This window comes from Emticicia fontis, assembly GCF_054779675.1.
Genome location: NZ_BAAGXU010000051.1, coordinates 210,635 through 229,224, shown reverse-complemented (window position 1 = coordinate 229,224; position 18,590 = coordinate 210,635). Strand labels below are relative to the sequence as shown.

15 protein-coding genes are annotated in these 18,590 nt (G+C 40.4%); 13 read left to right on the top strand and 2 right to left on the bottom strand.

What is annotated here, in order from left to right; all coding sequences use genetic code 11:
- Window positions 1-19 precede the first annotated feature (19 nt).
- The 12 genes from ACYVFA_RS21995 to galK all read left to right on the top strand — a co-directional run bounded on the left by ACYVFA_RS21995 (window position 20) and on the right by galK (window position 15,017).
- A complete protein-coding gene (locus ACYVFA_RS21995) occupies window positions 20-1,015 on the top strand; it encodes a GRP family sugar transporter (RefSeq protein WP_460474023.1) in 996 nt (331 codons plus the stop codon).
- Between the two features lie 31 nt (window positions 1,016-1,046).
- Window positions 1,047-1,967: a ribokinase gene (gene rbsK / locus ACYVFA_RS21990; RefSeq protein WP_460474022.1), complete on the top strand. Its 921-nt coding sequence runs from the start codon at window positions 1,047-1,049 to the stop codon at window positions 1,965-1,967.
- 52 nt (window positions 1,968-2,019) lie between these two features.
- A complete protein-coding gene (locus tag ACYVFA_RS21985) occupies window positions 2,020-2,922 on the top strand; it encodes a PorP/SprF family type IX secretion system membrane protein (RefSeq protein WP_460474021.1) in 903 nt (300 codons plus the stop codon).
- Between the two features lie 322 nt (window positions 2,923-3,244).
- On the top strand, window positions 3,245-6,058 hold the full coding sequence (locus ACYVFA_RS21980) for a 2-oxoglutarate dehydrogenase family protein (RefSeq protein ID WP_460474020.1): 2,814 nt from the start codon (window positions 3,245-3,247) through the stop codon (window positions 6,056-6,058).
- A 69-nt stretch (window positions 6,059-6,127) separates the two neighbouring features.
- A complete protein-coding gene (odhB, locus tag ACYVFA_RS21975; RefSeq protein WP_460474019.1) occupies window positions 6,128-7,729 on the top strand; it encodes a 2-oxoglutarate dehydrogenase complex dihydrolipoyllysine-residue succinyltransferase in 1,602 nt (533 codons plus the stop codon).
- Window positions 7,730-7,878: 149 nt separating this feature from the next.
- The gene (locus ACYVFA_RS21970; protein WP_460474018.1) at window positions 7,879-8,952 is read left to right on the top strand and encodes a sensor histidine kinase; all 1,074 of its coding nucleotides are present in this window, start codon (window positions 7,879-7,881) and stop codon (window positions 8,950-8,952) included.
- Window positions 8,953-9,073: 121 nt separating this feature from the next.
- The gene (locus ACYVFA_RS21965; protein WP_460474017.1) at window positions 9,074-9,709 is read left to right on the top strand and encodes a response regulator transcription factor; all 636 of its coding nucleotides are present in this window, start codon (window positions 9,074-9,076) and stop codon (window positions 9,707-9,709) included.
- A 97-nt stretch (window positions 9,710-9,806) separates the two neighbouring features.
- On the top strand, window positions 9,807-10,247 hold the full coding sequence (locus tag ACYVFA_RS21960) for a hypothetical protein (RefSeq protein WP_460474016.1): 441 nt from the start codon (window positions 9,807-9,809) through the stop codon (window positions 10,245-10,247).
- A 5-nt stretch (window positions 10,248-10,252) separates the two neighbouring features.
- Window positions 10,253-10,942, top strand: coding sequence for a hypothetical protein (locus ACYVFA_RS21955; RefSeq protein ID WP_460474015.1), 690 nt, complete (start codon window positions 10,253-10,255; stop codon window positions 10,940-10,942).
- A gap of 93 nt (window positions 10,943-11,035) precedes the next feature.
- Window positions 11,036-11,467, top strand: coding sequence for a LytR/AlgR family response regulator transcription factor (locus ACYVFA_RS21950; RefSeq protein WP_460474014.1), 432 nt, complete (start codon window positions 11,036-11,038; stop codon window positions 11,465-11,467).
- 70 nt (window positions 11,468-11,537) lie between these two features.
- Window positions 11,538-13,862, top strand: coding sequence for a polyphosphate kinase (ppk1, locus tag ACYVFA_RS21945; RefSeq protein ID WP_460474013.1), 2,325 nt, complete (start codon window positions 11,538-11,540; stop codon window positions 13,860-13,862).
- Complete coding sequence (gene galK / locus ACYVFA_RS21940; RefSeq protein ID WP_460474012.1) at window positions 13,863-15,017, top strand: galactokinase; 1,155 nt, start codon at window positions 13,863-13,865, stop codon at window positions 15,015-15,017.
- Between the two features lie 74 nt (window positions 15,018-15,091).
- Here galK and ACYVFA_RS21935 read toward each other — a convergent pair whose 3' ends face one another.
- On the bottom strand, window positions 15,092-15,595 hold the full coding sequence (locus ACYVFA_RS21935) for a Riean_0653 family protein (RefSeq protein ID WP_460474011.1): 504 nt from the start codon (window positions 15,593-15,595) through the stop codon (window positions 15,092-15,094).
- A gap of 262 nt (window positions 15,596-15,857) precedes the next feature.
- Window positions 15,858-17,831: a DNA topoisomerase (ATP-hydrolyzing) subunit B gene (gene gyrB / locus ACYVFA_RS21930; RefSeq protein WP_460474010.1), complete on the bottom strand. Its 1,974-nt coding sequence runs from the start codon at window positions 17,829-17,831 to the stop codon at window positions 15,858-15,860.
- Window positions 17,832-18,057: 226 nt separating this feature from the next.
- On the opposite strand from gyrB, the gene ACYVFA_RS21925 reads away from it, so the two are divergent.
- Complete coding sequence (locus tag ACYVFA_RS21925) at window positions 18,058-18,573, top strand: phosphoglycerate mutase family protein (RefSeq protein ID WP_460474009.1); 516 nt, start codon at window positions 18,058-18,060, stop codon at window positions 18,571-18,573.
- Window positions 18,574-18,590: the final 17 nt, after the last annotated feature.

Sequence of the window (18,590 nt, the reverse complement as noted above, 5' to 3'; positions counted from 1 at the left end):
CCTCTAACCTTATAATGCTATGTTCATCATCGAAACCTATCCGCTTGCGGTTATCTTCTGCATCATTACGATGTTATGCTGGGGCTCGTGGGCTAATACTCAAAAACTGGCAGCCTCAACCTGGCGATTCGAACTTTTCTATTGGGATTATGTGATAGGTATTATGCTGCTTGCAACGCTATTTGCTTTTACGTTAGGTAGTGCGGGAGATGAGGGGAGAAGCTTCGTAGAGGACATTAAACAGGCTGATTCGTCTAATATCGGTTCAGCATTAATAGGTGGCGTGGTTTTTAATATTGCCAATATTCTTCTGGGTGCGGCTATTTCTATTGCGGGTATGGCGGTTGCTTTTCCGGTGGGGATTGGTTTGGCTCTGGTAATCGGTGTAATTGTGAACTATCTGGATAATCCTGTTGGGAATTCTTATATGATTTTTCTTGGCGTTGCTCTGGTGGCTGCTGCCATTTTGTTAAATGCTTATGCGTATCGCCGCATGGCTTCACAATCTCAGGGTGTTTCTTCTAAGGGATTGGCGCTTTCGGTAGTAGCCGGGGTATTGATGGGCTATTTCTATAAATATGTGGCACAGGCTATGTTTCCTAACTTTCTGGTGCCGGAAGCAGGCAAACTAAGCCCTTATACGGCTGTGTTCTTTTTCTCGATTGGCATCTTTTTGAGCAATTTCGTGTTTAATACATTCCTGATGTTCCGTCCGTTTGTTGGTACACCAGTCAGTTATGGCGATTATTTCAGAGGGAGTCTGAAAAACCACCTGACCGGAATTTTAGGCGGAGCTATCTGGTGTGTGGGCATGGCTTTCAGCATTATTGCTTCTGACAAGGCCGGAACGGCCATTTCTTATGGCTTGGGGCAGGGAGCAACGGTCGTGGCGGCTATCTGGGGTATTTATATCTGGAAAGAATTTAAAAATGCACCCAAAGGCACGTCTACCATTTTAAATGCCATGTTGCTGCTCTATATTATTGGCTTAGCTTTGATAATCGCTGCAAGATAAAATACTTAAATCCACAAAACTGCAAATTCTTATGTCAAAAATCGTAGTCATAGGTAGTTCAAACACCGATATGGTGGTGAAAACCAATCGTTTCCCGAATCCGGGAGAAACTATTTTGGGAGGTACATTCTTTATGTTTGCCGGAGGTAAAGGCGCTAATCAGGCCGTAGCTGCAGCTCGTATGGGTGGCGATGTAGTGCTGGTTGCCAAAGTAGGAAACGATGTTTTTGGCAAGCAAGCCATTGAGGGCTTCCAGAAAGAAAGAATCAATACGTCATACATCAGCACCGACCAAGATAAGGCATCTGGTACAGCCCTCATTATTGTAAATGAAGCCGGAGAGAACAAGATTGTAGTAGCACCCGGCTCAAACGATACACTTTCGGAAAGCGATATTCTGAAAGCGGCCGCCGAAATAGAAAATGCCGAAGTGCTATTGATGCAACTGGAGATTCCGATTGCCAGTGTAGTTTTTGCAGCTACACAAGGACTGAAAACTGAAAGTAAGGTAATTCTGAACCCTGCTCCGGCACAGGCATTACCCGATGAAATCTATGCGAATCTCTACCTGATCACTCCTAATGAAACCGAAGCAGAGATATTGACAGGCATAGAAGTAAAGGATGATGAGTCTATCAAAGCAGCGGCAGATATATTATTAGATAAAGGCGTAAGAAATGTAATTATCACCTTAGGCGCCAGAGGAGCCTATTTTCAGAACGAGTATCACTCCTTTTATATAGATGCGCCAGAGGTGGAGGCAGTGGATACTACGGCTGCGGGTGATATTTTTAATGGTACGCTTGCAGTAGCCTTAGCTCATAAAAAAGACTGGAAATCTGCCATTGAATTGGCATGTAAAGCGGCATCAATTTCTGTAACCAAAATGGGTGCTCAGGCATCGGCTCCATTTTTAAGCGAAATTTCATCGGCATCTAACTTCTATTTCTAATAATTGGTTTTATTTTTGTTGCATTCAAATAGAAACGATAAGGAGAACGCTAATGATGAGAAAATACCTTTTGCTACTACTATTGCCCATAACTACACTTGTAAAGGCACAAACTGTTTTGGAAGACCAGTTTCAGTTTAATTATCTTGCTTTAAATCCTGCCATGACTGGTGCCAGAGAAACATTCAGTTTGAATGCAATGCTCGGAAATCGTTTTGTTGGCTCGATTCGACCTCAACAGATTTATCAGCTTTTTTCAATGGATGGCCCAACTAATGAAGGGAGAGGTGGTTTAGGCTTACAGGCTTATAATAGTAATATAGATGGCTTTAATAATGCCGGAGCAAAAATTTCCTATGCTTACAGACAAAAATTCGGCGATGCTTTTACAATGGCGCTTGGAGTGGATGGAGGTTTTATTTACCAGCCTGTTATTACAAGTTTAGGTAACAAACAGCTATTCCCGTATGCAGGTTTAGGAGGCTTGCTCACCTCGGAAAAATTCTTTTTCAGTATTTCGAAGCCTTCTCTTATTACAAGTAAAGAGCAACCATTCAATACGAAAAAACCATTGTATACTATGGTGGGAATTTCGGTGGGTGAGGTAGAAAATACCATGTTGAATCTGAGTGCTATGCTTGAGGCTAACAAAAATACCAAGGCAAACTTCTTTTTAAGTGCGAAAGTATGGATTAAGAAGAGCGTTGGTTTAGGCTTGCTTTATCGCTCAGAATTAGACCCAGTTGGAGCGAGGCAGAATAAGGTTATTCCGATGGCTGAATTTCAGTTTACTAATAGTTTTCGTCTTGGAGCGTCTTATGATGCCAAACCTTTGGTATATCCGACTGGTACGGGCAGCAGTACCGGAGCCATCAGAAGCGGGATATTACAGTTATACTTCCGATACGATTTCTTACGTGACGATAGTGGTGATAACCGTCTGAAATACTATTAATTCCGAATCCCTCTTTTCAGAGGGATTTTTGTTTGAATGAGGGCTGGCTTGGCAAATGAAAGGCGAGAAAAAAGAGCAATAGAAAATATATTTTGACCTAATTGAGATTATTCTTTTTTCTTTCAATCAATAGATAATCATTTTAGTGAAAAATTTGTTATTTTATTGAATACCTTACCGTAACTTTGCAGCGTTTAGGCAAATGGGGGTTTGCACGACTTTAAATATTGGTCGGATTTCCCATAATAGCATAGTTTATAAAGGTTTTACGACAAATAGTATCGTTCTCAGGAACGAGCATCAATAATTCTTTAAATTTTCAATGGATCAATTCTCGTACATCGCCAATGCAGACGTAGCCGCATTGGACGCTATTTACCAACAATACAAACAAGACCCTTCGTCAGTTGATGAAAGCTGGCAGAATTTCTTCAGAGGGTTTGAGTTTAGCCAGACATATAACAGCAACGGACACACAAACGGTACAAATGGCACGGCAACGGGCGTAGCACCTACGGCTACTCCTTCCAAAACTGCACCTGCCAGTGCTGAACATACACGCAAGGAAATGGAGGTGGTTCACTTAATAAGAGGGTATCGCTCTCGTGGACACTTACTTTCAAAAATAAATCCGATTGGCCCAAGAAAAGACCGTAAATCAATGCTTGACCTGAAAGATTTCAATCTTTCGGAGGCAGATTTAGATACTGTTTTTGAAGCAGGGGTTGAACTTTTCGGCGAAGCCGCTACTCTACGCAAAATTGTAGATGCTTTAACAAAAGTATATCTGGGCAAAATAGGTTTCGAATATCTATACATCAGAGACCGCCATGCGAAAAGCTGGTTGCGTAAGAAAATCGAACAGGAATACTTGTTTTTCGATCCTAGCCGTGAACAAAAATTACGCATTTTTGAGAAACTGAATGAGGCGGTTAATTTCGAAAACTTCCTTCATACCAAATTCTTAGGTAAAAAACGCTTTTCTTTAGAAGGTGGTGAATCAACTATTCCGGCTCTGGATATTGCTATCAACCGTGGTGCTGAATTAGGTGTAGAAGAGGTAGTAATCGGTATGGCACACCGTGGTCGTCTGAATATCCTGACAAACATTCTACAGAAACCATACGAGCAGGTTTTCAATGAGTTTGAAGAAAACGTGCAATTGGATGCCTATAGCGATGGTGACGTAAAATATCACATGGGTTATTCGAGCCAGGTAGAAACACCGGAAGGCAAAAGAGTGAGCTTGAAACTAATGGCTAACCCTTCACACTTAGAGGCGGTTAATCCGGTGGTAGTAGGTTATGCACGTGCACGTGCTGATGCACACTACGAAAAAGCAGCTGTGAAGCCAAACGACCGTGATGATATTTACGACAAAATTCTGCCAATCGTTATTCATGGCGATGCAGCGATTGCCGGACAAGGTATTGTATATGAGGTAACTCAGATGTCGAATCTTCCGGGTTATTATACCGGTGGTACGCTTCATTTTGTGATTAACAATCAGGTTGGTTTTACTACCGATTTTGAAGATGCCCGTTCGTCAATCTATTGTACTGATATTGCTAAAATCATTGATGCCCCTATCTTCCATGTGAATGGTGATGACCCAGAGGCAGTGGTATATGCGATGAAATTGGCAACCGAATTCCGTCAGGAGTTCAACCGTGATGTATTCGTGAATATGATTTGTTACCGTAAATATGGTCATAACGAATCAGATGAGCCACGTATGACACAACCAACAATGTATAAGGTGATTGATACTCACCCGAATACACGCGAGATATATTTGCAGGAATTGATGGAACGTGGAGAGGCAGATGCAAAATTCTCGGAAGAATTGAAGAAAGAATTTGAAGGTGAATTGCAGGACCTACTGGCAAAAGTAAAACAAAAACAATTGCCGTATCAGAAGCCGAAACTGGAAGAAGACTGGGAGAAACTACGTCGCTCAGTACCAGAAGATTTCGAGCAATCACCGGTTACAGGTATTCCTCTTGAAGAAATTGAGAAAATTGGTAAGGCTTTAGCGAATGTACCTCAGGGTTTCAAACCTTTGAAACAGATTGAAAAGGTATTGGAAGAAAGACGTGCCATTTTTGCTCAGGAGAAACCATTCAACTGGTCGGTAGGAGAATTGATGGCTTATGGTGCAATCCTGGATTCTGGCAAGGTGGTTCGTATCACAGGGCAAGACGTGCAACGTGGTACATTTACACACCGCCATGCTGTGTTGCATGATGCTGATACCAACCAGTTATACACTAACCTGGCACATATCGACGAAAAACAAGGTAAATTCGAGATATACAACTCATTATTGGCTGAATACGGTGTTATGGGCTTTGAGTATGGTTACTCAATGGCTAACCCGAATGCACTGGTAATCTGGGAAGCACAATTTGGTGATTTCTCGAATGGCGCACAAATCATGATTGACCAGTTCATTGCAGCGTCTGAGTCAAAATGGAATAGCATGAATGGACTTGTATTGTTATTACCACATGGTTATGAAGGACAAGGACCTGAGCACTCAAATGCCCGCCCTGAACGATTCCTGCAATTAGCGGCCGAATACAATATGTATGTTTGTGTGTGTACCACACCTGCCAATATCTTCCATATGTTGCGTCGTCAGCTGGCATTGCCGTTCCGTAAGCCTTGTATTCATATGTCGCCAAAATCGATGTTGAGACACCCACTGGCGGTATCGAAAATAGAAGATTTTGCCGAAGGAACACGCTTCCAGGAAACGATTGGTGATAACTACGCCGACCCTAAGAAGGTGAAACGTGTGCTATTGTGTAGCGGAAAAGTATACTACGATTTGTTGGATAAACAACAAAAAGAAAACCGTACAGATGTTGCCATTATTCGCGTAGAACAATTGCACCCATTCCCGGCTAAACAAATAGAAGCACACCTGGCCAAATACAAAAAGCCACAGGTAATTTGGGTACAGGAAGAGCCTGAAAACATGGGTTACTGGTCGTTTGTGTTGAGAGAATTCCCGCAAATCGGTGTAGGCAATGTGGTTGCCCGTAAATCAAGTGCGTCTCCTGCAACTGGTTATACCAAAATCCATGCAAAAGAGCAGGCTGATATTGTAGAGAGAGCTTTTGAAAAATAAGCCTTCAATAAACCAAAAGAGAATTAATCAATATATCGATATCTAGTAACTTAGCAATAAAAACAAGTTATGGCAATAGAAATGAAAGTCCCTTCGGTGGGCGAATCAGTAAGCGAGGTAACGATCGCGTCCTGGATAAAAAAAGATGGTGACCAGGTAAAAATGGACGAAGTAATTTGCGAATTAGAGTCTGACAAAGCCACCTTCGAACTGCCCGCAGAAGCCGACGGTATTTTAAGAATCGTAGCAGCCGAAGGTACCACGCTACCTATTGGCGCTTTGATTTGTAAAATTGAATCAACCAACGATAAACAGGCATCAACGCCTGCAGCTGAACCAGCACAAGCGCCGAAAGAAGAACCAAAAGTACCAGCGGCTGAGCCAACTCCGGCGCCTGCAGCAAGTACACCAGCACCAGCTGCACCAGCAGAAGGCAAAACCATTGATGTGGTTGTGCCAGCAGTAGGAGAGTCTATTTCAGAAGTAACGATTGCTTCCTGGAGCAAAAAAGATGGCGACAGCGTGAAAATGGATGAGGTGATTTGCGAACTTGAATCAGACAAAGCCACTTTTGAATTACCATCACCAGAAAACGGTGTGATTACGATTGTAGCACAAGCCGGACAGGTAGTACCGATTGGTGGGGTAGTAGCTAAAATAGCTGTGGGTGGTGCAAGCACTGCTCCGGCAGCCACTCAACCAGCAGCACAAGAAGAAAAACCAGCCGCTCAGGCATCGGGTAATAACTATGCAGCGGGTCATCCATCTCCGGTAGCAGCTAAAGTATTGGCTGAAAAAGGTATTGACCCGGCAACTGTACAAGGTACAGGTGTAGGTGGCCGTATCATGAAAGAAGATGCGCTGAAAGCTACGCCAACCCCGGCACAACCTACTGTACCTAGCACACCGCCAACTCCTGCAGCTGAGCCTAAAGCTCCTGCAAGTGCGCCAGTTGCTTCAGGTGTAGAAGGTAGAATCACCCGCAGAGAGAAAATGACCAGCCTTCGCAAAACCATTGCGAGACGTCTGGTAGCAGTGAAACAGGAAACTGCGATGCTAACGACTTTCAATGAGGTAGACATGAAGCCAATCATGGATCTGAGAGCGAAGTATAAAGATAAATTCAAAGAAACACATGGTGTTGGTTTAGGTTTTATGTCTTTCTTTACCAAAGCTTGTGCCATTGCTTTGAAAGATTTCCCTGTGGTAAATGCCTATATTGATGGTGAGGAAATCGTATATAACGATTATGCCGATATAGCTATCGCCGTTTCTGCGCCACGTGGCTTGGTAGTACCGGTTATCAGAAATGCTGAGAAATTAAGCTTTGCAGGCATTGAATCAGAAGTGGTTCGTCTGGCAGGTAAAGCAAGAGATAATAAACTGACGATTGAGGAAATGACCGGAGGAACTTTCACCATTACCAATGGTGGTATTTTCGGTTCTATGCTCTCAACACCAATCATCAATGCGCCACAATCGGCTATTCTGGGTATGCACAATATCGTAGAAAGACCAGTGGTAGTGAATGGTGAAATCGTTATCCGTCCAATCATGTACGTAGCTCTGAGCTACGATCACCGCACGATTGACGGTAAAGATTCGGTGAGCTTCCTGGTAAGAGTAAAACAATTACTGGAAGACCCTGCCAGAATATTATTGGGCGTATAAGCCATTATATTTGAATTCAATACGAATAGCCATCAGAGTTTAGTCTGGTGGCTATTCGTATTTAGTACCGAATAAAAGAAAATCGGGGTATCTATTGGGAGTGAGTATCTTTTTTTAGATATTTAGAGGGCCTAATTACCTACCCTATCTTGCTAAAAAAGCATTCATATTCAGTATCGCTGATACTGCTGTTAAGCATTTCTTCTTATGCTCAGCTTTCTATCAAACAGGTTTTGATAAATGGGCAGGTTTTCCCGTATACAAAGGATTCAACTATTTTTCTATCAGATAATGACAAAAGCCTTATTATCGAATTAAATCCCGTTGAGGGTAATGCCATTAAATATTGTTATCGGATTGCCGAATTGAACAAGGATTGGTTGTGGAGCAATTATCCTTCTATTCATTTTTATGATTTTTCGGGTGGTGATTATCTATTACAAATACAGGCAAAAGCGGATACACGAGAATTGGCCAATTTAGATGTCAGAATCAAAAAGATGGAGGCATTCTGGCAGAAATGGTGGTTCTGGCCTTCTATTGCAGTCTATATTCTATTGGTTGTTGGTGTAGGATTCTATTTGTTTTTTATTTATGATGTCAGGCAGAAACTTAAACTCCAGCACGTCCGTAATCAGATTGCTTCTGATTTACATGATGAGGTAGGCTCTAACCTTAACTCAATTGCTATTTTTGTAGAATTGCTTCGCAAAAAGGTAGTCACTGAAAAACCAGAATTGTTGCCAATACTGGATAAAATTACTGATAACTCAGAAGAAACAGTTCTACTCATGCGAGATACTGTCTGGGCCATTAATCCTGACAATGATTCAACCGAGAAATTATTCGAAAAAATGCATTCGTTTGGCGTCGAAATCTTATCTGCTAAGGGAATCCCGTTTAATTTTGAGCCTTTGGTTGACCTCAAAAAAGATTTATTTTCGATGGAGCAAAGACGTAATATCTATCTGGTTTTCAAAGAAGCAGTCAATAATATTTCCAAACATTCAAGTGCTACAGAGGCTTCCTGTAAAATCTTCCAGCATCAGGGTCTGATAAAAATAAGTATCAAAGATAATGGCAAGGGCTTCGATTTTAATCAGACTTTTGAAGGAAATGGGCTCAAAAATTTTAAACTCCGAAGTCAGCAGGACGACCTGAAGGTGTTTGTTAATTCGTATCAGCAGAAAGGGACTGAAATATTAATAGAAATATTATTTTAATCTCAAAACTCCCCAAAATTGGGGATTTATTCATAGTAAAATACCGGCTAATTTTACCGTAAAATAAAAATAGCCATAAAAACAATTATTTAACGGCGACAGAGGTTAAATTGGAGAGATAATGATAAGGATACTACTTTTTGAAGACAACAAAAACCTCAGGGAAAGCCTTTCCCTGTACCTGGCAGGTACAGATGGATTGTGGCTTTCTGGCGCCTACTCGGACGCAACTGATGCTGTGAAACTGGTACGCAAGTATAAACCGGATGTAGTGCTGATGGATATTCAGATGCCGCATCTTTCGGGTATTGAAGCCATGAGGGCTATCAAGAAAGAAAATAATGAAGTAAAGGTATTAATTCAGACTGTTTTCGAGAATGATGACAAAGTGTTTGCCGCTATTTGCGCAGGAGCAAATGGGTATATTATTAAAACACCTAAGCCCGAATACTATGTAAACGCCATTATAGACGTATATAACGGAGGGTCACACCTAAGCCCTACTATTGCTGCTAAGGTATTGGCTATGTTTCAAAGTCAGTTTGTAATGAAAGAACAGACCTACGTGTCACTCACACCACGCGAGAAAGAAGTGTTACAGCATATGGTAAAAGGATTGAGCTATAAAATGATAGCGGATGTCTGTAACATAGGTTTTAGTACAGTACACAGCCATATTAAGAATATTTACGAAAAACTACACGTCAATTCGGCTCCGGAAGCAGTGGTAAAAGCGATAGAGCTTCGGCTGGTTTGATGATTATAGAAACTAAAAGGTGGCTTCTATATCAATACAAAAACCACTAACATCGAAACAAATAAAATAATAACAACCATAAAACAAATCAAATTCTATGAGAGACTCACGGGCTTTAGCAAGAGCTAAAAAGCATACCTATATTGATGATACAGATGGTGATAAGGTAAAACCCAGACAGGAAGGTATTTATCTGACCTTAGATCAACTATCGGTTTTAATTGACTTTTTAAAACAGAATCATCCACATATTGATTGTGTAAGTTTTATAATTGGAAAGAAAAGCGCATCTGAAGGAGGACGCCCACTAGAGGGACGGCTTAGATCAAAAGGGGGTGAAGATGAATTTACAGTAGAAGTCTTACCATTTAAGCTTAGTGCTGATAAAAAAACCGGAGAGTTTTTAACAGGTCCGGGTGAGGATGGTGCTGACACAATTGGATTTTTAACTATTCCGCCAGAGACTCCATTTGGCAACGATTGTTTACCTGGTGAAGGTGGAAATCAAACAATACCACCTCCATCAACTGGTGGATGAGAACTATGGATGTTACATTAGTATTATATCGGATCTCAGGGTGGTCGCAGGATATAGTCTGGCTATTCATCTGCTGGATGATATTAAAAAGAAGATGGTATTGGACACAATACAAGTCTTTCTTTTTAGTATACGCTATTTCTGTGACCATCTTCGAGATTGTTTTTGCTATTACAGCGCTCACCATGAGTAATAATCATTTTCTGAATTATATGTACAGTACCCTCGAGTTTATCATCTTAAGCTTTTTTCTGAAGGGTATCATTCAATTCAAATGGATACATTACTTTGTGTATGTCGCTTCTATTGTATTCTTGTTGATTACATTTTTTTATGCATTCTCTGGAGTAGGCTATGCAAACTATAATACTTATGGGTCTTTAATAAAAAACCTGTATCTCACTATTCTTGCGGGGCTAAGTCTTTTTGTATTGTCTCAAAGAAATGTAAACAGAAGATTATTTAGTTTAGCCGAAAGCTGGCTGGTTTTTAGTATTTTTTTAATTTATATGAGCATTATTATTTTTGATTATCTATTCGGACTTGCCGTGCCATATAAGAATGATACCATTTTATATGCAGTGCTCATTACCAGGAATTTCCTCAAAAGCTTCTTCTTATTTTTCTATATAAAAGGCATATTCATTATCAAGCGAGATAAGTCTGTTGAAAGGGTATTGGTTCATTCTGATTAAGCAATTTTTGATTTTTAATCGGTCGTATCCCCATAATTGGGGATTTTTTGTTTATACGTATATGCTGAAATTTGTTTCATAAAACCATTAATTATGAAACAATTCAGACCCTATTTACCCAAAACAGATCATGTGGCTCAAAACCTATTTATCATGATAAATGGCACTCGCAAAGCTATCCGGCCACAGGATATTATTTATCTTGAAGCTGATGTTAACTACACCATTTTTCATACGAAAACCAGTAAATTTATCACTGCTTTTCATCTGAAGTTTTTTGATGCAGTTTTAAAAGAACATAATGATTTTTTAAGGATAAATAAATCTTATATCCTTAATATACAATATCTGGAGGGTTTGCGCTGGAAAAAAGCCTATAAAGAAGTGAGACTGACTGATGGTACAAGCCTCCCGATTTCAAGGCGTAGAGCTAGTAGCGTAAAAGAAATTCTCTTGAATAAAGTGAACACTTACTCTGGTTTATCTACTGCCTCAGACGCCGAGAAAATGGTACTAATCTATTAAATTATTGTTAATTCCTTGAATATCTTCCCATAAATGCCGTACTTCGCAAGACACATTTTGTTATCGAGCAATGGAAGAAAACAAGAAAGATATATCTCAGGAAAAAGGCTCGAAAGGTAGCCTTTTTTCGTTTTTAAATGGTCTGGTTAGTCCTTCTAAAAGTGAAGAAAAAAGCAGTACAGTCCCTGAATCAAAGATAAGCCGCTATGTCGATAGCATCGAACAGTCAAACTACATCAGTCGTGATTTAAGCTGGCTTAAATTCAATGAGCGTGTCTTAGATCAGGCCTGCGAAAAGAACCTCAACCTTTTTGAGCGCTTAAAGTTTCTTGCCATCACCTCTTCAAACCTTGATGAATTCTTTACCGTCCGCTTAGGTAGTTTATATAATTATCTGGATTATAACAAAGAGCGTGTTGATTATTCAGGCTTGCGCGAAGTGCCTTTCCGCAAGGCTTTGTTATCGGCTGTCAGACAGTTCTGTCAGGAACAAGACCGTGTATTCAATCAAGAACTGACTCCACTATTCAAAGACTATAAATTTCAGGTTGTTAAGATTGGCGACCTTACCCAGAGTGAGTTAGCAGAAGCGATAAATTATTTTGATTATACGATTTATCCGATGCTTACCCCGATGCTCTACGACCACACGCATGCCTTTCCGGTATTGATTGCGAAGACGCTTATCTTTGGTGTGGTAACGGATTCAAGCCGTTCAACGCTTTTCTCAGAAGACAGCGAAACCAAGAAAATTTCTTTTGTGCAGATTCCGGGCAACCTGCCACGATTCTTTACTATTGAGAGAGATGATGAAGTGTTGTTTTTACCTATTGAAGAAATTGTCAGACACGAAATAAAGAAACTCTATCGCAATGTAGAGATTCAGGCAGCTAACCTTTTCAGAATTGTCAGAAATGGTGATTTTACCTTAGAGGAATCTGATGATATTGAGTCTGATTTTGTAGATGAAATCAAACAGAAAATCAAGAGCCGTCGATTGGGTAGAGTTGTCTATATGGAGATTGAACCCAATGCCAATGAGTGGATGGTAACGATTCTGCAAAAACGCTGGGAGATTGACAAGTACAATATTTTTGTAGATGAGTGCCTGATTGATTATACCTGCTTGTGGCAGATTATCCGCCATCCTGAGTTTCAGGAAGAGCTGGAGCCTGTTCATCCGCCGGTACAACCTCCTAGATTGAAAGAGAAAAATACCGATATTTTCGAAGTAGTGCGTGAGAAAGATTTGTTGTTGCATCATCCGTACAACAATTTCGAACCAGTACTGCAATTATTAGAACAAGCAGCCGAAGACCCTGACGTATTGGCTATTAAACTGACCATCTATCGTTTGGCCAAACGTTCTCGTGTTACGCAGGCTTTGTTGAAAGCTGCTGAAAATGGCAAGCACGTATCTGTATTGTTTGAGATTAAGGCTCGTTTTGATGAAGAAAACAATATCAGAGAAGCTGAGCGCCTGCAACGTGCCGGTTGTTTTGTGATTTATGGTATTGGCTGGTATAAAACTCATACCAAACTGATGTTGATTGTGCGTAAAGAAGGCAACAAAGTAATTCAATATGCACACTTAGCCAGTGGTAACTATAATGAAGACACAGCCAGATTGTATACCGATATTGGCTTATTGACAACTAACCCGACCTATACAAAAGATATTTCGGAGTTCTTTAATGTTATCACGGGCCATTCTCAACCTGCTAATTATCAATATCTCATTACCTCACCGAGAGATATGAGAAAACGATTGATAGAGTTAATCAGAAAAGAAGCTGAAAATGCACAGAATGGCTTACCAAGCGGAATTTGTATTAAGCTGAATTCAATGGAAGACCGCTATATCATTGATGAATTATATAAGGCTTCTCAGGCTGGCGTAAAAATCAAATTGATTATCAGAGGTATTTGCTGTCTGCGTCCGGGTCGTCAGAATTTGAGTGAGAATATAACCGTGCGTTCGATTGTTGGTTTATTTCTGGAGCACGCCCGTATCTTTTATTTCCATAATAATAATGAGCCAAAAGTATATGGCGGTAGTGCCGATATTATGGTGCGTAGTTTTGATAAACGCATTGAGTCATTATTTGAGTTGGTAGATAAAGATGTCAGAAAACATGCTATTCATATTCTGGACTATAACCTGCGTGATAATGTAAATTCTTATGAATTGCAGGAAGATGGTTCGTATTCCAAAGTACTCTGCTCTTTAAGCCCTGATGATCAGCCTATCGATATTCATAAAATGTTTTTTGAGATAGAGGGAAATGAAGTGGAAGATGTAAATTTGTTCCCAGAAGAGGTGAAGGAAGAACCAGTAGCAGAAGAAGCACCAACCGAAGAAACAGCAACACCAATAGAAGAAGAAACAAAATAAATGTATTCAGAAAGTATTCAACAGAAGTTCTCAGAATTATATCATCAGACACCGGAAATCATTGTTCGTGCTCCCGGGCGCATAAACCTGATTGGTGAACACACCGATTATAACGATGGTTTTGTACTACCCGCTGCCATTGATAAGGCTATCTATTTTGCCGTTTCAAAAAGGGACGATAGAACCATTAAGCTTTTTGCCTATGATTTGGCTGATGCCTACGAGTTTTCGTTAGATAATCTTACGAAATCAGACAAAGGCTGGGCTAATTTCCTGATTGGCATGGTGGCTGAAATGACTAAAGGAAATGATAAACTGACACAAGGTTTTAATGTGGTTTTTGGAGGAGATGTGCCTTTGGGTGCAGGTTTGTCTTCATCGGCCGCAGTGGAAAGCGGTATTGGTTTTGCCTTAAATCAACTTTATGGTTTTGAGCTTTCAAGTATTGATCTGGCATTAACGGCTCAACAGGCTGAACATAATTTTGCGGGCGTGAAGTGCGGCATCATGGATATGTTTGCTTCTATTCACGGAAAAGACAAAGCAGTAATTAAGCTTGATTGTCGTGATTTGAGTTATGAGTATTATCCGTTCAATACCTCAGAATATAGCATTGTTTTATGCAATTCGGGTGTAAAACATAATTTGGGAGATACTGAATACAATAAGCGCAGAGCAGAATGCGAAGAGGGCATCAGCATTTTACAAAATGCTTATCCGCAAGTGGATAGCCTGAGAGATGTAACGATACCGATGCTGCGCAGTCAGGCAGATAAATTGCCTGAAATCGTATATAATCGTTGCCGATACGTGGTAGAAGAAATCAATCGGGTAGAGTTGGCTTGCAAAGACCTGCTGAACGATGATTTCATCGCTTTCGGAGAAAAGATGTATGAAACGCATGAGGGATTAAGTAAACTCTATGAAGTAAGTTGCATAGAACTGGATTTTCTGGTAGAGCAGACGATTGATAACGAGGCTGTAGCCGGCTCAAGAATGATGGGTGGAGGCTTTGGTGGCTGTACAATCAATCTGGTAAAAAAAGAAGCGGTAGCCGATTTTCTGACTGAAATAGGCAAGGCTTATGAAGCACAATTCGGACAGCCATTAGTATCTTACCAAATGGCTATTACGAATGGGGTGGAGGAGATATAAATTCCCCATAGCATATATATAACAAGAAATGGCAGGATTATCCTGCCATTTCTTGTTATATACGGACGATATTGTTATCTGAATAATACATTAAACTCTCCTGCGCTGATTGTCAATTGCGCACCTTTGCTGTTTTTAATAGTAAATGAGAAAGTACCTTTCAAGCCTTTCGCATCTTTCTCGGTAACAATGAGTGTACCTGTGCCCCCGTGAATCGTGCTGTATTCCAGATCACTGGTTTTACCGAGATTCATGTGCGCTTTGATAGTTTTATCATCAATTTTATGTGTTCCTTTGCCCAAATTATCAGGAATTTGTAAATAGATAAGGTTATCACTTGTGCTATACAAGCCATAAACCCCATAGCTACCGGCGATGACAGAAGTAGCATAGGCAAAATCAGGCGCGAAATCTTTGCCGTCTATTTTACAATAAAAACCTTTGGCAGCACCTTGTGGGCCATCTGGTGACTGCCCGTCTGGGGTAACATCATCACTTTTTTTGCTGCAAGCTGATAAAAGCGATACAAAAACGATTGCGAGTAATAAAAACTGTTTTTTCATGGTATTGTTTTTCATTTTGTTTGTGTTGATGATGCAAAGGTATAGCAGGCTGAGAGGCACAGAAAGGCAGAATGTAATACTGGCAGGGAATAATGAAAGACTGGAGTAAGTGGATTGAGAAGCGGTTAATAAAAAAGCAGTTATCAGGGTCTCCGATAACTGCTTTTATTTATTGAGTGAATGTGTGATTAGAATCTAGATATTTGCACTTCTAATAATCAAAAGTTAATTTAATCACTAAATCACTAAATCACTAAATCACTAAATCACTAAATCACTAAATATCAACTCTCGCATACTTGGCGTTTCTTTCGATGAAATCGCGACGAGGGGCTACTTCGTCACCCATCAGCATTGAGAATAAGTGGTCTGCTTCTGCTGCTGATTCGATAGAAACCTGCTTTAGCGTGCGTTTATCAGGGCGCATGGTAGTTTCCCATAGCTGCTCAGGGTTCATCTCTCCTAAACCTTTATAACGTTGAATTCCGACGCTATCTTCACGACCTCCACCGGCTAAACGTTTTACTGCAATCGCACGTTGTTCTTCTGTCCAGCAATATTCTTCTTCTTTGCCTTTCTTTATCAAATACAATGGTGGTTGCGCAATATAGATATAACCATTCTCAATCAATTCTTTCATGTATCGGTAGAAGAATGTCAGAATCAAAGTACGAATGTGGCTACCATCAATATCGGCATCAGTCATGATAATGATTTTGTGATAACGTAGCTTATCTGTATTCAAAGCTCTTTCGTCACCATCTTTACCAATCTGCACACCCAATGCCGTAAAGATATTTTTTATCTCTTCGTTTTCATAAATGCGGTATTCCTGTGCTTTCTCCACATTCAGAATTTTACCTCTTAGCGGAAGAATCGCCTGGAATGCACGGTTTCTACCTTGTTTGGCACTACCACCTGCACTATCTCCCTCAACCAGATATACTTCACAAATCGATGGGTCAGACTCTGAACAGTCAGCCAGTTTACCCGGTAAGCCGGTGCCAATCAAAACGTTTTTACGTTGCACCATTTCGCGGGCTTTACGTGCCGCAATACGGGCTTTGGCTGCCAATACTACTTTGTCTACAATAATACGGGCTTCTTTCGGGTGTTCTTCCAGGTAATTTTCAAGCATTTCAGCCACACATGAACTTACGGCTGAGGTCACCTCGCTATTCCCTAGTTTGGTTTTGGTTTGTCCTTCAAACTGTGGTTCCTGTACTTTTACCGAAATAACGGCTGTCAGCCCCTCGCGGAAGTCGTCACCACTGATTTCGATTTTTTCTTTAGCCAGAATACCTGTTTTCTCAGCATAGCTTTTCAAGGTACGCGTCAAAGCCATACGGAAGCCTGATACGTGTGTACCACCTTCGTGAGTATTGATGTTGTTGACAAAAGAAGATACGTTTTCGCTATAGCTGGTATTATACAACATTGCTACATCAACCGGAATACCGTCTTTATTTCCTTCCATAAACATCGGCTCAGGAATCAATCTTTCACGACCCGAATCGATATAAGATACGAATTCGGCAAGACCACCTTCCGAGAAGAAGGTATCACTTTTCGCATTTCCTTGCTCGTCTATGTCTCTTAAGTCTGTCAGAATAATGGTGATTCCTTTATTCAAGAAAGAAAGTTCACGCAGACGATTGGCAACAGTTTCGTATTTATATTCTGTAGTTGTAAAAATGCTGCCGTCTGGTTTAAACATAACGGTTGTACCAGTATCATCAGCATTACCGATTTCACGGACAGTATACAAAGGTTTTCCGATGCTATATTCCTGTTCAAATATTTTGCCGTCACGGTGTACTGTTACATGAAGATGCGTAGAGAGGGCGTTTACACAGGATACCCCCACACCATGCAAACCTCCTGAAACTTTGTAAGTATCTTTATCAAATTTACCACCGGCGTGCAATACAGTCATTACAATCTCTAGGGCAGATTTTTGTTCTTTTGTATTGATTCCAGTCGGAATCCCACGGCCGTTATCTTTTACTGTTACTGAGTTATCTTCGTTGATTGTTACCTGTATTGTATCGCAATGCCCTGCTAATGCTTCATCTATCGAATTATCTACAACTTCCCAGATTAAATGGTGAAGACCTTTTACGCCAATATCACCGATATACATGGCTGGGCGTTTTCGTACTGCCTCTAATCCTTCGAGTACCTGAATGTTATCCGCTCCGTAATCCGCTTTTGAGTTTTGTGGCTCTTTGATTTCTTGATTTTCTGTCATAATTTGTTTTTTATAAACCATTGACTGTCAATGAATTACCTGTCTTTTGAAAAGGACTCTTGATATTCATTAATAATTAACATAATTTAGTTGTAAAGTTACGATTTTTTATCTACAAATCGAAATTTAAAAGCTAATGATTATCAGCAAAAATCAACTATTTTACCTATATTTTTTATCGTAAATACACCCCCATTTTTCACCAATTGAAACGCCGGATTATTTTATGAAAAACTACCTTTACCTAGTGCTTTTTGCCTTGCTTTTATGCGCTTGCAGCCGTTCTGTTTCATCCACCTATTACATTGTACGTCATGGAGAAAAGATGGATACTACGTCTGCCGATCCTGAGCTGAGTGCTGCCGGAAAGGAGCGAGCCGAAACACTAAAGAAACTATTGGCCGATAAGAAAATCTCGGCTGTTTATACCACCAAATATCTGAGAACCACCCATACAGGCAAGCCTCTGGCTGATGCCATGGCTTTGAGTATTCAGAACTATGACCCAAGAAATCAGAAGCCTTTTATTGAGGATTTGAAGAAACTCGAAGGAAAAAATATTTTGATAGTAGGACATAGCAATACTGTGCGCCATATCGTAAACGGATTATATGAGAAAGACACCCTTACCAAAGATTTGCAGGAAAGCGATTTTGATAATTTATACATTGTAAAAAGGCAAACGCTACCTAAAAAGAAACTGGGTTTTGAGGCAAAAACGTATGGGAAACCCACGCAATGATTTACCTTTTATCACAA